Genomic DNA, 19097 nt, shown 5'->3' with positions numbered 1-19097 from the left:
CGATGGTGAGAGAGCGTCCCGGGTGGGGCGGGGAGCGTGGGGGACCCGCTGCGGGCTGGTTGTCGGGGAGTCTCCGGGCGCGGTCCGCTGTTGGCGAAATAGGGGGTCAAAAGGCGTCAAAACCGGTGATTTACCTCAAAAAACGGCGGAAACACGCGGAATTTGCGGACCTGACGGCGGCAAGCTGGTAAGTTTTCGAACAGTGGCTTGTGCGCACGCCGCGTGCAGGCTCCAGAAATCCAAAGCGTCCAGGAGGACATAAATGGCTAAGAACCGTAGTGAACTTGTTGCAGAGGTAGCAGGCAAGGCCGGCACCAGCCAGGCAGCCGTCAACTCCGTGCTTGATGCACTGTTCGAGGTTTTCGAGACTTCTGTCGCCGCGGGCGAGAAGATCACCATCCCGGGCTGGCTCGCAGTTGAGCGCACCGACCGTGCAGCCCGTACGGGCCGCAACCCGCAGACCGGCGAGACCATCCAGATCGCCGCGGGCCACAGCGTCAAGCTGACCGCTGGCTCCAAGCTGAAGGCTGCTGTCTCCAAGAAGTAGCATCCGGCGTCCAACGCTTGCAAGGGAGCTGCAACCTGAGGGTTGCCGCTCCCTTTGCGTCGGCGGTCTGCGTTGGTCGGCGCGCACTGACTGGCCGATTCGCGGCGCAGGCACCCGTAGCGGACAATGGATAGGTGCCCTCAGCAGCAAAATCCCGCTCCACACTTCCGCAGCCTTCCCCCACCCCGGGTCAGGCTGGGGTAACAGGCGGTGCCGCGGGCATTTCCCGGCTGTGGCAGTTCGCCGGGCTTGCGGTGCTCTTCCTCGGCCTCGCAGCAGCGCTCCTGTTTTCGGGGGCCGCCGCCGCACGCGACGTGTCCGATCCCGGCGCCTTGATCCGCTGGGGACTGCCCATCAGCAAGGCCGTTCACAACGTGTCCCTGGCCACGGTCATCGGCGGTCTGATCTTCGCCGTCGCCATCCTGCCCAGGACCGCCCACGGCTCCCGCACTAAGGACGCAGAGGCCCCCGAGCATCCGGCCTTCACCCGCGCCCTGGCAGTCGCCGCGGCCGCCGGAGCTGCCTGGACCCTGTCCGCGATCGCGGTGCTGGTGCTGACCTATTCGGATGTGGCCGGGCAGTCATTGTCAGGCGACGCGGAATTCACCCGTGCCCTGGTCTACTTCATGACGGACATCGAGACCGGCCGGGCGTGGCTCGCCGTCACCATCGTGGCCGCCGTGGTCACCACCGCACTGTTCGGCGTGCGGTCCCTGAGCGGGCTCGCCCTCACGCTGGTGCTGTCGCTGGTGGGGATGGTGCCGATCGCACTCATCGGCCACTCCTCAAGTTCCAGCGACCACGAAGGCGCCATCAACTCGCTGGCCCTTCACCTAGTGGGGGTCTCTGCATGGGTGGGCGGCATCATCATGCTGGCCGTCCTGTCCGGCATCCTGACGGGCAGCAAAGCAGCCTCCCAGGCCGGCACCAAAGCGGATATCACCGAACCCACGCTCCGCCGCTTCTCCTCGCTGGCAGGCTTCGCCTTCGTCCTGGTGTTCGCCTCCGGTGTCATCAACGCGAGCATCCGGGTCACCAGCTGGCACGACCTGTTCGGATCCGCCTACGGGCAGATGCTGCTGGCCAAGGCCGTGGCCACGCTGATGCTGGGCGCCATCGGCCTCATGCACCGCCAGTGGGTCATCCCGCAGCTCAACCGCAAGGGTGCCACGTTGTCGTCCCGGCGCGTGCTGTGGCAGCTCGTCATAGCGGAACTGCTGATCATGGGCGCAACGTCCGGCATCGCCGTGGCGCTGGGCCGTTCCGCCCCGCCGCAGCCCACCACCTTCGCTCCGGACGCGTCTCCGGCCTTCATCCTCTCCGGCTACGAACTGCCGCCGGAGCTGACGCCGGAACGCTGGCTCACGGAATGGCGCCTGGACTGGCTGTGGATCGCCGTCGCCGCCTTCGGCATGGTTTCCTACTTCCTGGGCGTAGCCAAGGTCCGGCGCCGAGGCGACAAGTGGTCCTGGTTCCGCACCATCAACTGGGTGATCGGGCTGCTGGTCCTCACCTACATCACGTCCGGCCCGCCGGCGGTCTACGGACGGGTGCTGTTTTCAGCGCACATGGTGGACCACATGGCACTGACGATGGTGGCCCCGATCTTCCTGGTCCTCGGTGCCCCGGTGACCCTCGCGCTGCGGGCCCTGCCGGCGCGGGCCGATGGTTCACGCGGCGTGCGCGAATGGCTGCTGCTGTTTGTGCACTCCAGGTTCTCCCAGCTGGTCACGCACCCGCTCTTCGCTGCAGCCAACTTCGCCGGTTCCATCGTGCTGTTCTACTACTCCGACGCGTTCGGCTTTGCCATGCGGGACCACGTGGGCCACGAGCTAATGAACCTGCACTTCGCCCTGACCGGCTACATCTTCGTCCTGAGCATGATCGGGACGGACCCGCTGCCACTGCGCGCGCCGTACCCCATGCGCCTGGTGCTTTTGCTTGCCACGATGGGCTTCCACGCCTTCTTCGGCGTGGCGATCATGGGCGGCACGGGACTGCTCGCCGCTGACTACTTCGGCAACCTGGGCAGGGCCTGGGGACCCTCCGCGCTGCTCGACCAGCAGATGGGCGGCGCGGTGGCCTGGGGCGTCGGCGAAGTGCCCACGCTCCTGGTGGCGATCGGCGTCGCCATCATGTGGTCGCAGTCGGACGCAAGGGAATCCAAGCGGACAGACCGGGCGGCGGACAGGAATAACGACGCCGATCTCAATGCTTACAACGATATGTTTGCCAAATTGGCTGAACGCGACGCCAAGCTGGCAGAACGCAATTCAAAGCTGGAAGGACGCTGATGAGCGAAACCGTACGCACCCACCACCGGGTCCGAGCCTCCGAACTGGTGGGCCGCAACTGGCTGAACACCGGCGGCAAGACCCTGGACCTCGAAGCCCTGCGCGGCAAGATCGTACTCCTGGATTTCTGGACCTTCTGCTGCATCAACTGCCTGCATGTGCTCGACGAGCTGCGTCCGCTCGAAGAGAAGTACTCCGACGTCCTGGTAACGGTGGGCGTCCACTCGCCGAAGTTCGAGCACGAGGCCGATCCGGTGGCGTTGGCCGCAGCCGTCGAACGCTACGAGATCCACCACCCTGTGCTGGACGATCCCGAGCTCGACACTTGGAAGGCCTACACCGCCCGCGCCTGGCCCACCCTGGTGGTCATCGACCCCGAGGGCTACATCGTGGCGCACCTGTCCGGTGAAGGCCACGCGGACGGCCTGTCCGTGCTGATCCCGGAACTCATTGCCCAGCATGAGGCCAAAGGGACCCTGCACCGGGGCAGCGGCCCGTACGTTGCTCCGGAGCCGACGTCGGGCACGTTGCGTTTCCCGGGCAAGGCGCTCTTCCTCCCGGCGGGCCGGGGCACCTCTGCCAGCGCCGGCTCCTGGCTCGTCACCGACACCGGCCATCACCGCCTGGTGGAGCTGGGCACGGACTTCCACACGGTGCTGCGAACTTTCGGCTCCGGCACGAAGGGGTACGCCGACGGCCCCGGGGCGGACATCGACTCAATCAAGCCGACCGCGCAGTTCAACGAGCCGCAGGGCCTGGTACTCCTGCCGGAAGATGTGGCAGTGACGACGGGCTACGACGTCGTGATTGCCGACTCCGTCAACCACCGCCTCCGCGGGCTGTCCCTCGCGGACGGAACCGTCACCACGCTCGTGGGCAACGGTGTGCAGCGCCTGCTGGAGGTCGGACCCGCGCGGGTGGACGAGGACGCAGCGGGGTTCACCGGACGCCTCAGCGACCACCCCTTGGACGTTGCGCTGAGTTCGCCGTGGGATCTCGTCTGGTCCCGCAAGCTCAATGCCGTGGTAGTGGCCATGGCCGGCGTGCATCAGATTTTCAGCTTCGACCCGATCTCCGGGGAGGTGTCCATCCTTGCCGGCAACGGCTTGGAGGGCCTGCTGGACGGCGCTGCCCATGAAGCCTGGTTCGCACAGTCCTCCGGCCTGGCCGAGGACGCCGACGGCAGCATCTGGGTGGCCGATTCGGAGACCTCCGCACTGCGCAAACTGGTAATCGACGACGACGGTACGGTCGCCGTCGAGTCCGCCGTCGGCAGGGGCCTCTTCGACTTCGGCTTCCGTGACGGGCCGGCCGCCGAAGCGCGGCTGCAGCACCCGCTCGGCGTGACAGTGCTGCCGGACGGCTCGGTGGCCATCGCCGACACCTACAACGGCGCCGTCCGCCGCTACGACCCCGCGACCAAGACTGTGTCCACCCTCGCCCGCGGGCTCCTGGAGCCCTCGGACGTGATCGTGGACCACACGCAGGTGGCCGGCAAGGAGCCGCTGCTGGTGGTCGTCGAAGCCAACAAGCACCAGCTGGTCTACGTGCCCATCCCCAAGGAAGCGCAGCAGGTGGACGAAGGCGCGGTGCAGACGCACCGGCCCAAGAGCCCCGTGGCAGCTGGACCGCTGGAACTGACCGTGCGCTTCACTGCGCCGACCGGCCAGAAGCTCGACGACCGCTGGGGCGACCCCACCCAGCTGAAGATCTCCTCGACACCGCCCGAGCTGCTGGTGAGCGGCGGCGGAACCTCCGTGGGCCTGCTGCGGACCCTGGAGCTTTCCGCTGACGTCCCCGACGGCATCCTGCACATTACCGCGCGCGCCGCAGCCTGCGACGGCCCCGAAACGGCCGACGGCGAGATCCCCGACCACGCGGCCTGCCACCTGTACCAGCAGGACTGGGGGATCCCGGTGATCCTGCAGGCCGACGGCGACACGGAACTGGTGCTGGACCTCCGCGGCATGGACTGAGGTCCCCGTCTTTTCCGCCACTGCGGTTAAGACAGTAAAGGCTGCAGTCCGGGACCGCCAAGCGACCTCCCGTGACCTAGTAGCTGAGGAGAGGGGTAACCCTGATGGTGTCGCCGTCGATGTCCAGGCGGGTGGTGAAGCTGAAGTCGTGTTCCACGTCCAGGTCGCTCACTGCGCCGGTGAAGAGGTCGGTTTGCTGCGCCTTCAGCCGGGCTTTCCCGTCCAGGGGAGCCACTACCCAGCGGCCGCCGAAGGGCTCAATGGATACCTTCGGGTACTCGCTGATGCTCCAATTGATGGTCCCCAGCGTCACCCGGTTAAAGGTGGCGTGGTAGAACGGGCAGTCGGGCTGGAGCTTCTGCTCCTTCACCGCCTCGGCTGCGCAGGCGTCCAGGAATTCCTTCACCTTGGCGCCCACGGCGTCCTTCAGGCCCTGGGTGGCTTCGGTCAGGAGGCTCAGCGGGGCCGTGGGAACGTCGCGGCCGGAAACAGTGGCGCGGGTGGGCGGCGCCGAGAAGTATGCGCCGTTCAGGCTGGCCTCGTACTCGCCGGGATAGAAGACGGCAAAGGAATTGCGGCCGTTGGGCATGTTCACCGGGACGCCGTTGAGTGTGGCCTCGCTGGAATTGACCACGGTGACTTCCAGAACGGGCAATGCGGACGGCACAAAGGCCCACTTGTTGAAGAAGAGCCACTCGGTTCCGGTCCGTTCCAACAGGAATTCCGTGGTCAGCCGGCTGCCGTCAATGCTGTATTCCATGGGAACTATGACCTGGTTTCCGCCGCGCTCCTGCGTCTCGCCGAACTTCACGTTCGTCACTCGGGAGGCGGCCGTTTGCAGCGCTGTTCCGTCGAGCATGGCGGCGTCGCTTTCCGGCACCGCGGCGCGCAGGAGCCCGAGCGCTTTTTCGCCCTCGCCCTTCTGCAAAGCGTCCAAATATTCACGGACGGGCTGTTCCGGACTCGCCACCGAGGCGTTCACCAGGTTCACCGCTACGACGGCCGCGGCGATGGCAAGCATGAGGCCCAGCAGCCACCCGGCCGCGATCCTCACCAACGCTTGACTCATCTGCACGCACCTTACGTTACCTGCAAGGCGCCGGAAAGCAGGTGCGGCGGCAGTGCCGCATGACGCAGTCCGGCCGTTATCGGACAGCGCGACGGCGACGGACCGACCCCGACACGGGACTTAGCGGCGGCGCCGTGAGGACGTGCCGAAAACACCCCGCAACAGCTCCCGGCCCAGCTGGGTTCCCAGCGATCGGGCCATGCTCTTGAGGCCGCCGCCGAGCGCACCACCCAGGACTCCTGCGAAGTCGCCCGCCAATCCGCCGCCTGGTTCCTGCCGGGACGGTTGTCCCTGCCGTTCGGCGTCGCGCTGGCGTTCCTGGCTACGGGCCCGTTGCGGTTCCGGAGCGGGCCGGCTGCTGGGACGCCCCAGGATTTCTTCCTGGATGCGCCGGGCGTCAGCATCCACCGCGGCCTGGTCGACGGTTCCGGGCGCAGGGTTACCGGGCACAAACACACCTGTGGACGGAGTGGGCGGCTGCCCGGGCGCAGCGGCCCCCGTCGACGCGGCACTCTTTCCGGAGATCTTCTCGTAGGCCGAGAGGTTATCCACGGCAGTGCCGTATTTAACGAGCAGCGCCGAACCGGCCACTGTGCCTTTGATCAGCTCGTCGGAGCTGGGGCCCATCACCGATTCCGGGGCGCGCAGCCGGGTCAAGGCAACCGGAGTGGGGGCGCCCTTGTCATTCATGACGGTAACAACGGCTTCGCCGATGCCGGCCGAGGTGAGCGTTTCTTCGAGGTCGTAGTCGCTCACCGGGAACGTGGACACGGTGGCTTTAAGCGCCTTCGCGTCTTCCGGCGTGAACGCCCGCAACGCATGCTGGATGCGGTTGGCCAGCTGCCCCAGGACAGCGGCCGGAACGTCCTTCGGCGTCTGGGTGACGAAGAAGATCCCCACGCCCTTGGACCGGATGAGCCGGACGGTGGTGGTGATGGCTTCCAGGAAGGCCTTGGAGGCGTCGTTGAACAGCAGGTGGGCTTCGTCCAGGAAAAACACAAGTTTGGGCTTGTCCAGGTCGCCGGCTTCAGGCAGGTCCTCGAAGAGGTCCGCCAGCAGCCACATCAGGAAGGTGGAGAACACCATGGGCTTGGTCTGCAGCGTGGGCAGTTCCAGGCAGGTGATGACGCCGCGGCCGTCGGGGGCGGTCCGCAGCAGCTCGGCGGTGTCGAACTCCGGCTCGCCGAAGAACGGCTCCATGCCCTGGGCTTCAAGTGTCACCAGCTCGCGGAGAATGACGCCGGCGGTCGCCTTGGAGAGGCCGCCCAGTGCCTCAAGCTCGTCCTTGCCTTCGCCGGAGGTGAGGAACTGGATGACGGCCCGCAGGTCCTTGAGGTCAACCAGTTCCAGGTTGTTCTTGTCCGCAAAATGGAAGACGAGCTGCAGGCTGGATTCCTGCGTGTCGTTGAGCTCCAGGATGCGCGACAGCAGGATGGGTCCGAAGGAGGTGATGGTTGCCCGGACGGGGATGCCGTTGCCGTCGCCACCGAGCGCCAGGAACTCCACGGGAAAATTCTTGCCCGCCCAGGCCTGGCCGATGCTGTCCGTGCGCGCTTTGAGTTTGTCGCTGCCCGCGGCGGCGGTGGCGAGCCCGGAAAGATCGCCCTTGATGTCCGCCAGGAACACGGGAACCCCGGCATTGGACAGCTGCTCCGCCATCATATGCAGCGTGACGGTTTTGCCGGTGCCCGTTGCGCCGGCCACCAGCCCGTGCCGGTTCATCATGGCCAGCGGCAGCCTGACGGGGGCATCCTTGTAAAGCTCGCCGTCGACGACGGCGGCTCCGAGTTCGATGGTGGCGCCGTCCAGGGTGTACCCCTTCTGGATGGTGGCGACTTTGTCTGCAGTGGACTTGATGGCCATGCCGATAGCTTAGCCGCGGGTGTCCAGCTCTTTCGTGAAGGCCAGGAATTTGATGGTTTCAGGATCAGCGGACAGGTCGAACTGCGGCTCGTACCCTGAGTTCAGGTAGAGGTGCTTTGCCTCCGGCTGCCGGGGCCCGGTTGTCAGGTAGACCCTGCCGTAGCCGCGGCGGGCAGCCAGGGATTCAAGCTCCGCCAGCACGAACCGGGCCAGCCCGCGGCGGCGGTGCGCCGAGTGGGTCACCCTGAAGGCAGGCCGCAACCCCAACGACGTCAAGATCATGCCCGCCTGCGAATTCATCCTGGCTGCCACGCCGCAGGAGGCCGTGGAGAAGAAGGCGTGGGTCCGCAGCCTGCAGATCGGTCCGCAGCAGGCGATTGCCTACCTTGAGCAGTTCTGGGGGCGGGAGCTCGGCGGCTACGATCCGGACGGTCCGCTGCCCGGGATCGATCCCGTGGTGGAGGAAACCTCCGAGACCCGGGGGAGCGGTTTCCACGGCGCCAAGGCGCGGCAGCTGGCGGACCAGTGGCGGGCGGAAGCTGCAGAAAAAGGTCTGTCCATCAGGCAGTTCGTCTCAGCCAGGACCAGCCGTGCGGACGCCACGTTCACCGGTTCCTATGCGGAGGTGGCGGACCGGCTGGTGGAATATGCCCGCACCGGTGCCGTGGACGGATTCAACATTTCGCCCTGGCTCATTCCCACGGGCCTTGACGAGATCGTCAACCATCTTGTGCCGGCGCTGCAGGAACGGGGGGTGTACCCCATGGAATACGCCGGCAGCACGCTGAGGGAGAACCTGGGACTGGCGAAGCCCGTGCGTCCCGCCGCTCAGCACTCCGGTGCGGAGACTGTCCCCGCGAAGGCTGTGCAGCCGGAAGCGCGGGTATAAGCCGGTGGGTGGCGGGGTATCCGGCATGGAAGAGGAGGATGCCGACCGAGGGTCAGCTGCGGAAAGTGTGAAGCTGCTACTGACTGTCTGGCAGCAGTACCTCTAGAGGATCCACGCTCGCCGCCCGCCGAACCCTCGTCCAAATGACGTGGAATCCCCGGCGGTCGTTCCGGCGGGGATTCCGTTGGGGTCAGGCCTTCGGTGCCTGGTTAATCCGGACCATGTTGCCGGACGGATCCCGGAAAGCGCAGTCGCGCGGGCCCCAGGGCTGGTCGATGGGCTCCTGCATTACCTCGGCGCCCGATGCCCGGACCTTCTCGAACGCTGCGTCCAGGTCGTCTGTGCGGAAGACGAGCATGGGCAGGACTCCTTTGGTGAGGAGTGCCTGCATGGTGTCGCCGTCCTCCCGGGAGCGTCCGGCGTGCGGTTCGGAGAGCACGATCTCGAGGTCCGGCTGGTCGGGGCTGCCAAGCGTGACCCAGCGGAATTCCCCGGAGGCGACGTCGTTGCGCACCTCGAGGCCGAGGGCATCGCGGTAGAAGACGAGGGCTTCTTCGACGTCGTGGACTGTGATGTTGCAGTACTGGAGTGAAATGTTCATGGACACCACGCTATTCCGCGCGTGTGAGTGCCGCTTCTTGAATCCTGCTCACTTGGGCGCCCTTGTCGGCACTGGCGTTCTTGTCAGTACTGCCGCGCAGCCGGCTGGGCCGCGTCCGCATCCTCGCCACGCAGCCGGGCATCGCCTCCACCGCGCTGTGTTCCCGGAGCCGGTATACGCTGGGCGGTTCTCCCGCCAGCTCCGTGAAACGAGAGCTGAAGGACCCCAGCGAGGTACAGCCCACTGCCATGCACGCGTCCGTTACGCTCATGCCGCCGCGGAGCAGTGCCATCGCCCGCTCGATCCGGCGCGTCATCAGGTAGCTGTAGGGAGTCTCGCCGTAGGCGGCCCGGAACTGCCGCGAAAAATGTGCCGGCGACATCAGCGCCCTGCGGGCCATCGTGGGTACATCCAAGGCGTGTGCGAAGTCCCTGTCGATCAGGTCCCGCGCCCGGCGCAGGTGTGCCAAGTTCTCGAGCTCTTGCGGGGTCATGTCTCGAGCGTACGCCGAGGTGGCGGGGCAGGCTACCACTGGTGGGTTGTGACAAGTTTTGGGGGAAATGTTCCGCCGGGACCGCACCGATTCGGTGGCCGTAATCGGCGACTCCTTTTCCAGTTTCCCAGTGCGGACCGATGGCCGGCGACCCCGATGTGATCATCATCGCCGGCTCACGTAACGACGTCCATCGTCCGGACCTCGTGCGGCCGGGCCGCAGACGATGTCTTCAGGCGACTCAAGGCTGATTGACGCGGCCCTATCCAGACTCGGCAACTAGGTGGCAGGACTGGCGCCGCAGCTAGGAGCACCAGCTGGGCTGGAAGCCGGGCAGGGCACGCGTGCGGTTACCGGAGTCCAAGGAGATGATTTCCGTGCGCATTTCCGTGAATCCGGGACGGACGATGTAGCGGTCGGTCACCCCCTGTGGCGCGGTGGTTTCTACGGCGAGGGTTTTGCGGTCCGGGGAGAGGCAGATGTCCCGGATCTGGGACCATTCCGGCTCAGGCCGGTAGAGGATGCGCGTTTGCTGCTGATCAGTAACGGCAACAACGGACGTGGTGCTCCCTGACCGGGTTTCACTGATGACCTGGGCGTAGCTGCCTGTCTCGTCGATGATCGCCATCGAGCCGGCGTAGGACGTTGCGTCCATGTCGGTGGCGCGCAGCGGGAAGGGTGCCAGCGAGCCGTCGGCCAGGTTGATGGCTGAATGCACGGCCGGCTGGGTCAGCGGGGTAGGCGACTTATCGGCGACATGGAGCTTGGTGGTCCCCGGAATGAAGCCGCGCATTTCGGCGTGCGCTCCAAGGGGCCTGGGCGGTGCATCACCCTCGGCTGCGTCCGCCAGGATCAGGGCGCCGGCGTCTGTTTGGATCGCGAGCGAGGCTGTGCCCGGCACGAAGGAGTATTTGAGGGCAGAAACAGCCTTTCCGTCGAATCCGGTGACGGGCCGCGGAAGCGTTCGCGGATCTTTAGTGTCATACACAAGGAGGGTCTTCCAATGTTCCTGCGACGGCGGAGCGCTGGTGAAGCTGAAGGCAATAAGGCCTTTTGGTCCGGCTTCAAGGTTCTCAACTGTTCCGGGCCCTGGCAGAGGCAGCCGGGCGACCGGGCCGCCCGACAAGGGGATCAGCTCCAGGGAGCTGGTTTTGTCGTCGTTGATGGTGACGGCGGCGACGGCGTCGGGGGCCCGGCGAATTCCTGGATCCTCGCGGCGCGTGCGATCTCGGTTGGTTCGCTGCCGCCGTCCGTAGTGACGTTTTCACCCCAGATGACGTCCGGGGTCTTCTCTCCCTGCGCGTCAAGGCCGGTGCTGCGCTGCAGTGTGTAGAGCTCAAAAGGTGCCGGAGCACCCGAGCGTTCCAGCGCCGAAGCCGCGTTCGCGTGCGACTGCTGGACATTCCCTGCCGTGAGGAAGGTGGCAAGGACCAGCAACGCGGCGATGGTGCCGTAAAGGCGCCGAGTGAAGCCACGGTGCGCGCCCGTCGTCGACTCCGCACGCGCCCCTGCCTGTCCTGGCCGGGTGCGCTGCCCGGGCGCGGGCTTTTTCCCTGGCGCGGGCTTTTTCCCTGACCGGTCAGGATTGGCCGGCGGCCGGCGCGTGGTCGATTGCCGTTTAGTAGACATAGGGCTCGGCCGGCCGCTCGATGGGAATGATGGTTGTGGGAATCAGGACGGTTCTTTCGTTGCCGCCCGTGTTGGGGTTGGCCCGGAAGGTGGCTGATACCTCCACCCATGAATCGGGTTGGAACTGGGTTTTCCATCCGGGACGGTAAACCGGCAGTCCGATCGGCTGGGCATCCACTGCGCAGCAGGTGACGACGAAGCGGGCCACGAAGAACACGTTTTCGGGATCGCTTTTGTCGGGAGTGACGAGTCCGCTGACCGTCGCCTGTTTGCCTTCCAGGTACTGCGTCCCGGCGCCCTGTTGCAGCAGCGAAACCCAGTCCCGGAACGTGAACGAGGAGTTGTCTGCCCCGACCAGTTTGGCTGTATCCGCCTTGGGGAGCGCTGACGTGGAACCGTTCATTCCCCGCTGGGTAACGGTCGCCGTGCTGAGCGTGGAAGGAGGAAGAACCAGCAGTGCCGTCACAGCGGCGGCGATGATCAGGCCGCTGCCGGCACCCGTAAGCCTCCGCCTGCGCTGGTGACTGTCCGCCTGCTCATGGCCGTGGCGCTCGTGGCTGTGCTCCCGCGCAGGCACGATCGCGAAGGCGGCCAGCACGAGCACCGCGGCGATGACGGCCATGACCACGGTGAATACGAAGTAGCGCGGGTGGATGTAGAGGGCCAAGCCGCCCGTGGCCCCCAGCCAGAGAGTAGCCACGACGCCCACCAGGCACAGCACCACACCCCGCCATCTCTGCAGCAGCTGCCTAAACGACATAGTTGATCCCCAATCCAAGAACTGCGGCGCAGAGGGCGGCGAGCAGGGTCAGCTGCAGCAGGGTTTTCGCGGTGAAGGTGGTGCGCAGCAGCGCGAGCATCTTCACGTCGATCATGGGGCCGAAAACGAGGAACGCAACGATCGAGCCGGGCATGAACGTGGCGCCGAACGAGAGTATGAAGAATGCGTCCACATTGGAGCAGACCGCGACGACGAACGCGAGCAGCATCAGGGCCAGCACGGACCGGACGGGGTCGCTTCCCACCGCGACCAGCACGTCACGGGGAACTCCGACCTGGATCAGGCCTGCGACGGCGGCGCCGATAAAGAGCGCCGGCATCATGGCGTTGGTTTCCCGGAAGAACAGCTGGACGCTCTGCTGGACCCGCCGGTTGCGCCCTCCGGCGTGGTCCTCCAGTGAACACTCCTCCTGGAACTGGACGGTGAGGAGGGACTCCTGGCCCGGGTGCCGGCTGTAGATCCAGCCGATCAGGTTCGCGATCACGAAGCCGCCCGCTATGCGGGAGGCCAGGATGCCGTTGCCCCCGCCGAAGGCCTGCTGGGTGGTGATGATGGTCACCGGATTGAGGATCGGTGCGGCGAAGACGAACGTCATCGATTCCGCTACGGTCAACCCCTTCACGATCAGGCCCCGGGCCAGCGGAACATTGCCGCATTCACAGACCGGCAGCAGCATGCCCAGCAACGACAGCAACGGCCGGCGCAATGCGGGACTTCGCGGCAGCCGCCGCAGCAGGAAACCCTCCGGCAGCCAGATCTGGACCCCGATCGAGAGCACGATTCCGAGGAAAACGAAAGGCAGCGACTCGATGATCACGCTGATGGAGAGGGAGACGAAATCCCGTGCTGCAGCAGCCATACCGGACGTGGCCGAAGCGGGCGGGGCAAAGACACGAACCGCGACCATGATGCCGAGAACGGCCACGCCCACGGCAAGGCCGGTAAGCGGTGGTCGGGGGCGCCGCCCGGTGCGGCAGCCCCGTCACCGTGCAGGAAGGGCGCGCGTTCGTCCGTCTTTGGTGATGACACGTCTGCACCCCTGTTCACCCGACAGCAAACCCCGAGACCAAAGGCAAGCTGTATCGGATCCTACGGAACAGCGGCCCGGGAGACCCGCGTGGTGGATACTCGAATTCCGGCGGTAACCACTTAAGGGCTACTTCTTGGGCAGCCCCGCCGGGTTCAGTTCGGACATCTGCACGGCTTCCGCGCTGAGGCCCCACCGGTCCAGGATCCTGGCATAGCTGCCGTCCTCGATCAGGTGGTTCAGGCCCGCCTGCGCGGCAGCGGCAAAGCCGTTGCCCTTCTTAGTGGTGGCCGCAATGCTGGCCTTCAGCGGCCAGCCTCCGTCCACGAGCCCAACCAGCTTGGTCCTGGCATCGGACGCCGCCTTGAACGCCGCCGTGGCATTGGGCCCAAAGGTCAGGTCCGCACGCCCCGACTGGAGCGCCAGCTGGGAGGCGGAATCGTCGTCGGAATACTGGAACTCCACCGCCGGCAGCCCGTTCTTCTTGTTCTCCTCGTCCAGCGCAGGAGGATGGATTCCTGGTTGGTTCCGGAACCCGGAATCACTCGCTTACCCGCAACATCGGCCGCGGATTCCACCTTGGTGAGCGAGCTGTCGCTCTTCGCATAGAAGCCCAGTTTGTCGTCACGGTAGCTGGCGAAATCGAACTTGAGTTTCCGTTCCTCCGTCACGGTGACGTTGGACAGCACGGCCTCGTACTTCCCGGACTCCACACCGAGGGGCCAGTCGGCCCATGCGGTGGGGACGATCTCCGCTTCGAGGTCCAGCATCCGGGCCAGTGCGACGGCGATATCCACCTCATTCCCTATCGGCGTCTTGTTGTCCGTGGCATAGACGGCTAGTGGTGCGGCGAACGGGTTGACGGCCACCGTCAGTTTGCCGTCCTTCCTGACGCCCGTGGCGGACGTTGCCGGGGCGGACCCGGGCGCGGCCGCGGGGTCGCCGGCAGCGGTCACGCGGTCCTGTTCAGGCGAAAGGTTGAACTGCTTGACGCCCGTGGCGGACGTTGCCGGGGCGGACCCGGGCGCGGCCGCTGCCCCCGGATCGGAGCATGCCGCAAGGCCCAGCAATGTGGTGGCGGCCAGTGCCGCAGTGACGCCGGGTTTGAGTGAAAAACGGGCCATGGGTTCCCTTGGAAGTGTCGGATTTCCTGCTTGAGCGAGCAACTATCCGTCAGGGCAAATTGCCGGTCAAAGCACGGAGAAACCCGGCGATACGGTGGGTAACCGAGGTTAATCGGGCGTCCGCGGGCGTCACGGAAACGACTGTGGAAGGAAACGCAACGCCGTGAAATCCCCCTTCCGGTCAACGGCTTGGGCAGTACACTCTGGTATGGCCGCATCAATGTTGAAGATGGTTTTGTCCGTTGCCACCACACTGGCCCTGGTCCTCCTGGGCGGAGGGCCGGCGACGGCAGGGCCGCCGCGTCCGGCCGACCCTGTGGGCATCGACGTCTCCTGGCCGCAATGCGGGAAGGCCCTTCCCGAGGGCCTTGGCTTCGCCATTGTCGGGGTCAACAACGGACTGGCGAACAACACAAATCCCTGCCTCCAGGAACAGCTGGACTGGGCTGAATCGACGGTCAGGTATCCGCAGGCGACGAACCAGCCGCGGGTTGCCCTTTACGTAAATACGGCCAACCCGGGCCTTGCCGGTTCATGGTGGCCCACGTCGAACTTCTATATGGGGACGCTCGTGGACAACCCCTACGGTAAGTGCGAGGGCAAGAATGACAGGCCCTGCGCCTACATATACGGTTACGCAAAAGCGTACGACGACGCCGTGGCGCGCGGAGTGGAGGACCCGGACAGTTACTTCTGGTGGCTGGATGTGGAGACGGAAAACAGTTGGCAGGCGGACACCGTGGCCAACCGTGCCGACCTGGAAGGCATGACCGCCTACTTCGAAAGCATCGGCGCCGAAGTCGGGCTCTACTCCACGGGCTACCAGTGGGGCCGGATCGCCGGATCAGTGCCGTCCACCAGCAACCTGGCAGGGCTTCCCAGCTGGCTCGCCGGCGCCCGGACCCTGAACGGCGCCAAATCCAACTGCTCCCTGTCGGGGCTCACGCCGGGCAGCAGGGTGCAGGTCACACAGTACGTTTCCGGCGGACTGGATTACGACGTCGCCTGCAAATAGCGCGGGGTGTAAGGCCTGTGACGAAAGTAAACTTGGGTCACGGCCGTGAAGAATTGAGTACTCTTTAGGCAAAACAAGTATGAAGACTGCCCAAGTCGAGTAGGAACTACTGATGATTTCCGCTGGGCGCGGCCCCTAGCATCGGGACTATAAATGCGGCCAAGGACGGTCGTATTTCCGTTTCGCACCTAGGGGTCTCCATGGAACAAGCGTCAACTACGTCCGTCTTCGTCCGACGGCTGGCCGCCGCCGTCGTCCTCCCGGGCGTCCTGACCAGCATGTTAGTGCTTGTCCCGGCGGCCCAAGCGGCCAATGACACCGCAACGATATGTAACGGGGTAGTGAATCAGCTCGCCCATCGCGGCACCGTACAGGAGGGCCTGCTGAAGGCAGCAGCGCGCAAGAATGCAGTGCTCATCGCCTCCCTTCAGGCCGAGCGGGCAGGGTTGCAGACAAAGGCCGACGGACTGACAGCGGAGATCGCCGCTGCGAACAAGGAGATCGCGATACTTGAGGCGGAGCAACTAAAGCTGTCGTCAGACAGCGACTTGGCGGCAACCGAACTGGCCGGACTTAGCGTGGCCCAGACGAACGTTGCTCAGTCCGTTGCAGACGCGGAGAAGGCGCTCGCCGGCCTCGAGGCAGAAAAGGCCGGGGCGGAAGGACAGCTCGCCCCGCTGCGAGAGGAACTCGGCGTTGCAGAGGCGGAGGCTTCTCAGCTGAACAAACAGCTGGCAGACCTTGAGGCTCAGAAGGAGGCCAAAACCAGCGAAATCAGCGGAGCGGAGGGCGAACTCACCGCGCTCCAGGCTGCTGCCGACGCCGCGGCGGAAGCACTCGCCGGCAAGAACGCCGAAATCCTGACGGCACAAGGCGAACTGGAGAACCTCACGGGCGTCGCGGACGACGCAGCCGCGGCCTCCGCTGCCGCGGCCCAGGAAGTCAGCGATGCCGAGGCCGAGCTTCGGCGGCTCCAGGGCATCGGGGATACCGCGCAGGCAGGACTGGAGGCTCAACAGGCGAAGGTTGCCGAGGAAAAAGCAATGCTCGTGGCCCTTCAGTCCGCAGCCCAAACAGCAGCGGATGCTGTGGTAGCCAAGAACGCAGAGATCAGCACGGCACAAGGGGACCTTGCCGCGCTGCAGGGCGCAGCGAAGCAGGCCGCGGACGCCCTGGCCACCAAAAACGCCGCGATCACTCAGGCCCAGACGGAGCTGACCGCTCTGCAGGCCAGCGCCGCGGCGGCCGCTTCGGCGCTCGCAGCCAACACCAACCAGATCGCGGCGGCCAGCGCGGAGATTACCTCGCTCCAGGGGCAGATTGCGGCGAAGAACACTGAGATCACGGCCAAGCAGGCGGAACTCGCTGCGGCGCAGGGCGAGCTCACCACGCTATTGGCGCGCAAGACGACGCTTGAGAACGAGATTGCTGCGCTCACGCTGAAGATTGCGAATAACGGCAATGCGCAGGGGCTCATAACCCAACGTGCTGCAAAAATCGCTGAACTCGCCACGGTTAACGGCCAGATTACGACGAAGAGCGCTCAGATCTCCGGATACCAGGGTGACCTGGCCACTCTTCAGAACTCGGTCGACACCCTCAACGCCCAGCTCCTCGCCAAGCAGCAGGAAAGCAGCGCCCTTCAAAAGCAGGCGGCGCCGCTGCAGGCCACCCTGACCTCTGCCAACGCGGCGGTCGCCACCAAGGAGGGTGAGATCGCGACGCTGAAGGCCCAGGTTCCAGCCCTCCAGGCCGCGGTTAATGAGGCCAACGCCGCCGTCACTGCCAAGCAGGGGGAGCTTAACGTCCTGCAGGGGCAGCTCCCGGCGCTCCAGGACACCGCGGCCACGGCTGCGGCAAGCGTATCCGCACAGGAAAAGGTAGTGGCGGACCTTGAGGCCGCGCTGCCTACGCTGACGGCCGGCGTGGCCGAGGCCAACGCGGCCATTGCCGAGAAGAAAACGCTGCTGGGCGGACTGCAGGACAAGCTGGCGGAAGCGAACGCTGCCCTTGCCGCCGCAAATACGGCCGTTGAGGCAAAGAAGGCCGAAATCAGCGGCCTGCAGAACGAACTGCCGGCACTCCAGGCTAGTTTGGACGGCGCCAATGCTTTGGTCAGCGCCAAACAGGGCGAGATAGCGACGTTGAGTAGTGAGCAAGACGCCCTGGTAGCCCAGCTCGCGGTTCTCAACGCCCAGATCGCCGCCAAGGAAGCCGAGGTCCTGCGTCTGCAGAACCAGGTGGCGCCGCTGCTGGAGCAGCTCAACAAACTCAACGGGGACATCAGCGCAACCGAAGCCCAGCTCAAGACCCTCCAGGCGCAGCTGACAACGCTGGATCTGCAGTTCACCGCCGCATCCACTGAATTCAATGCCCTGCAGGCCAAGAAGGGTGTAAAGCAGTCTGATGTTTCGGCCAAGAGAACCGAGTTGAAGGGCCTCCAAGACAAGATCGCTGCCGTCCAGACCCAGATTGCGGCCATTGACGGACAGATCGGGCTCGGCGGGTGCGTCGCCTAGACCAACTGCCGGCAACAGCTAAATAGCGCAACTGAGCTAAAACCCGCGAGGGGGCCGCCGGAAACGGCGGCTCCCTTCCGGCGTGTCCGGCGCCACGGTGACCTGCAGAAATAACCCGGGCGCCGCCGTCGTTGTTGCCACTGTGCCTGTTCCGCTACCGGAGCCGGCCCCGCACCGCCCCGCTACGAAAGGCCGGCACCTCCGTGACTGTTCCGCTTTCCATTCTTGACCTGGCCACCATCGCTAAAGGCCAGACGGCGGCCGAAAGTTTCGCCGGCAGCGTGGCCATGGCGCAGCGGGCGGAGGAACTGGGCTACCGCCGGGTGTGGTACGCCGAGCACCACAACATGTCCTCCATCGCGTCCTCGGCCACGAGCGTGCTGATTGCCCACATCGCCGCCCACACCAGCAGCATCAGGCTCGGTGCCGGCGGTGTCATGCTGCCGAACCATTCGCCGCTGACCATCGCGGAACAGTTCGGCACCTTGGAGACGCTGCATCCGGGCCGCATCGACCTCGGCCTGGGCCGTGCGCCGGGCAGCGACCAGAACACCATGCGCGCCCTCCGCCGTGACCCGATGTCCGCGGATAGCTTCCCGCAGGACGTACTTGAACTGCAGGGCTACCTGACCGGCCCCACCCGGATCCAGGGCGTGGAGGCGACCCCGGGCAAGGGAACCGATGTACCGCTGTACATCCTCGGCTCGTCGCTCTTCGGCGCACGGCTGGCTGCGCAGCTTGGACTGCCCTATGCCTTCGCCTCGCACTTCGCACCGAACGCCCTCCAGGATGCGGTGGCCGTCTACCGCCGCGAGTTCAAGCCCTCGGCGCAGCTGGATGCCCCGCACGTGATCGCCGGCGTGAACGTGATTGCGGCGGATTCCGCCGCCGAGGCGCAGGAGATGTTCCAGGCCACCAAGCGCGCCAGGGTGTCCCTGTTCTTCGGCAACGGCAGGGTGTTCACAGACGACGAGGCGGACATGATCCTTGACTCGCCGCAGGGCCAGCACGTAGCCCAGATGATGAAGTATTCCGCGATCGGGACCCCGGACACGGTGATGGATTACCTGGACGGGTTCACCGCCCACGCCGACGCCGACGAACTGATCGTGGCCCACCAGAGCAACAGCACGGAGGCCCGCCTGCGGTCCGTCGAACTCCTTGCCCTGGCTGCGGGCCTGGTCCGCGCCTGACGCCGTCTCCGTAGTGGCGGAGCAGGAGCTGCTGTGACGGAATAGATCGGCTGTTGCCGATGTGACAAGGACTGTCC

General features: G+C 65.6%; 14 protein-coding genes and 3 pseudogenes. 7 read left to right on the top strand and 10 right to left on the bottom strand.

Annotation, left to right across the window (positions count from 1 at the left end; all coding sequences use genetic code 11):
* Positions 1-262: 262 nt before the first annotated feature.
* The 3 genes from J7I92_RS01700 (at position 263) to J7I92_RS01690 (ending at position 4817) form a co-directional block, all read left to right on the top strand.
* Entirely contained in the window at positions 263-547 is a 285-nt protein-coding gene (locus tag J7I92_RS01700; protein ID WP_011693739.1) for an HU family DNA-binding protein, read from the top strand.
* Positions 548-681: 134 nt separating this feature from the next.
* On the top strand, positions 682-2841 hold the full coding sequence (locus J7I92_RS01695; RefSeq protein ID WP_214836439.1) for a cytochrome c oxidase assembly protein: 2160 nt from the start codon (positions 682-684) through the stop codon (positions 2839-2841).
* Complete coding sequence (locus J7I92_RS01690) at positions 2841-4817, top strand: NHL domain-containing thioredoxin family protein (RefSeq protein ID WP_214836437.1); 1977 nt, start codon at positions 2841-2843, stop codon at positions 4815-4817. Before J7I92_RS01695 ends, J7I92_RS01690 begins: the two co-directional genes overlap by 1 nt.
* Positions 4818-4893: 76 nt before the next feature.
* Here the strand turns inward: J7I92_RS01690 and J7I92_RS01685 are convergent, their stop codons facing one another.
* The 3 genes and pseudogenes from J7I92_RS01685 to J7I92_RS01675 all read right to left on the bottom strand — a co-directional run.
* The gene (locus J7I92_RS01685; RefSeq protein ID WP_214836435.1) at positions 4894-5886 is read right to left on the bottom strand and encodes a hypothetical protein; all 993 of its coding nucleotides are present in this window, start codon (positions 5884-5886) and stop codon (positions 4894-4896) included.
* 120 nt (positions 5887-6006) lie between these two features.
* The gene (locus J7I92_RS01680; protein ID WP_214836433.1) at positions 6007-7749 is read right to left on the bottom strand and encodes a helicase HerA-like domain-containing protein; all 1743 of its coding nucleotides are present in this window, start codon (positions 7747-7749) and stop codon (positions 6007-6009) included.
* A gap of 9 nt (positions 7750-7758) precedes the next feature.
* A pseudogene (locus J7I92_RS01675) lies at positions 7759-7989 on the bottom strand (GNAT family N-acetyltransferase); the annotation flags it as partial.
* 1 nt (position 7990) lies between these two features.
* On the opposite strand from J7I92_RS01675, the pseudogene J7I92_RS01670 reads away from it, so the two are divergent.
* Positions 7991-8638 (top strand): annotated as a pseudogene (locus J7I92_RS01670) (LLM class flavin-dependent oxidoreductase); the annotation flags it as partial.
* A gap of 190 nt (positions 8639-8828) precedes the next feature.
* Here the strand turns inward: J7I92_RS01670 and J7I92_RS01665 are convergent.
* The 7 genes and pseudogenes from J7I92_RS01665 to J7I92_RS01635 all read right to left on the bottom strand — a co-directional run bounded on the left by J7I92_RS01665 (position 8829) and on the right by J7I92_RS01635 (position 14293).
* Positions 8829-9239 (bottom strand): VOC family protein, encoded by a 411-nt coding sequence (locus J7I92_RS01665; protein ID WP_214836430.1) that lies wholly within the window; start codon positions 9237-9239, stop codon positions 8829-8831.
* Between the two features lie 10 nt (positions 9240-9249).
* Positions 9250-9732 carry a helix-turn-helix transcriptional regulator gene (locus J7I92_RS01660; protein ID WP_214836427.1) on the bottom strand — a complete coding sequence of 161 codons (483 nt, stop codon included), beginning with the start codon at positions 9730-9732 and terminating at the stop codon, positions 9250-9252.
* A 304-nt stretch (positions 9733-10036) separates the two neighbouring features.
* Complete coding sequence (locus tag J7I92_RS01655) at positions 10037-10720, bottom strand: hypothetical protein (RefSeq protein ID WP_214836424.1); 684 nt, start codon at positions 10718-10720, stop codon at positions 10037-10039.
* Between the two features lie 143 nt (positions 10721-10863).
* Positions 10864-11169 carry a hypothetical protein gene (locus tag J7I92_RS01650; protein WP_214836420.1) on the bottom strand — a complete coding sequence of 102 codons (306 nt, stop codon included), beginning with the start codon at positions 11167-11169 and terminating at the stop codon, positions 10864-10866.
* A gap of 181 nt (positions 11170-11350) precedes the next feature.
* A complete protein-coding gene (locus J7I92_RS01645; protein ID WP_214836417.1) occupies positions 11351-12121 on the bottom strand; it encodes a TIGR03943 family putative permease subunit in 771 nt (256 codons plus the stop codon).
* Entirely contained in the window at positions 12111-13073 is a 963-nt protein-coding gene (locus tag J7I92_RS01640) for a permease (protein ID WP_311380023.1), read from the bottom strand. The genes J7I92_RS01645 and J7I92_RS01640 overlap by 11 nt, the downstream gene beginning before the upstream one ends.
* 225 nt (positions 13074-13298) lie before the next feature.
* Positions 13299-14293 (bottom strand): annotated as a pseudogene (locus tag J7I92_RS01635) (ABC transporter substrate-binding protein).
* Between the two features lie 208 nt (positions 14294-14501).
* Between J7I92_RS01635 and J7I92_RS01630 the strand changes: the two are divergent.
* The 3 genes from J7I92_RS01630 to J7I92_RS01620 all read left to right on the top strand — a co-directional run bounded on the left by J7I92_RS01630 (position 14502) and on the right by J7I92_RS01620 (position 19020).
* Complete coding sequence (locus tag J7I92_RS01630) at positions 14502-15308, top strand: hypothetical protein (RefSeq protein WP_214836414.1); 807 nt, start codon at positions 14502-14504, stop codon at positions 15306-15308.
* 200 nt (positions 15309-15508) lie between these two features.
* Positions 15509-17827, top strand: a complete 2319-nt coding sequence (locus J7I92_RS01625) for a chromosome segregation ATPase (RefSeq protein ID WP_214836411.1) — start codon at positions 15509-15511, stop codon at positions 17825-17827.
* Positions 17828-18030: 203 nt separating this feature from the next.
* Positions 18031-19020, top strand: a complete 990-nt coding sequence (locus J7I92_RS01620) for an LLM class flavin-dependent oxidoreductase (RefSeq protein WP_214836408.1) — start codon at positions 18031-18033, stop codon at positions 19018-19020.
* Positions 19021-19097 lie beyond the last annotated feature (77 nt).

The sequence above is a fragment of the Arthrobacter sp. ISL-72 genome (assembly GCF_018613755.1).
In the GTDB taxonomy this organism is placed as follows: Bacteria; Actinomycetota; Actinomycetes; order Actinomycetales; family Micrococcaceae; genus Arthrobacter.
The sequence above is the reverse complement of the archived record's forward strand: the minus strand, read 5'-3'. Positions and strand labels throughout refer to the sequence as shown.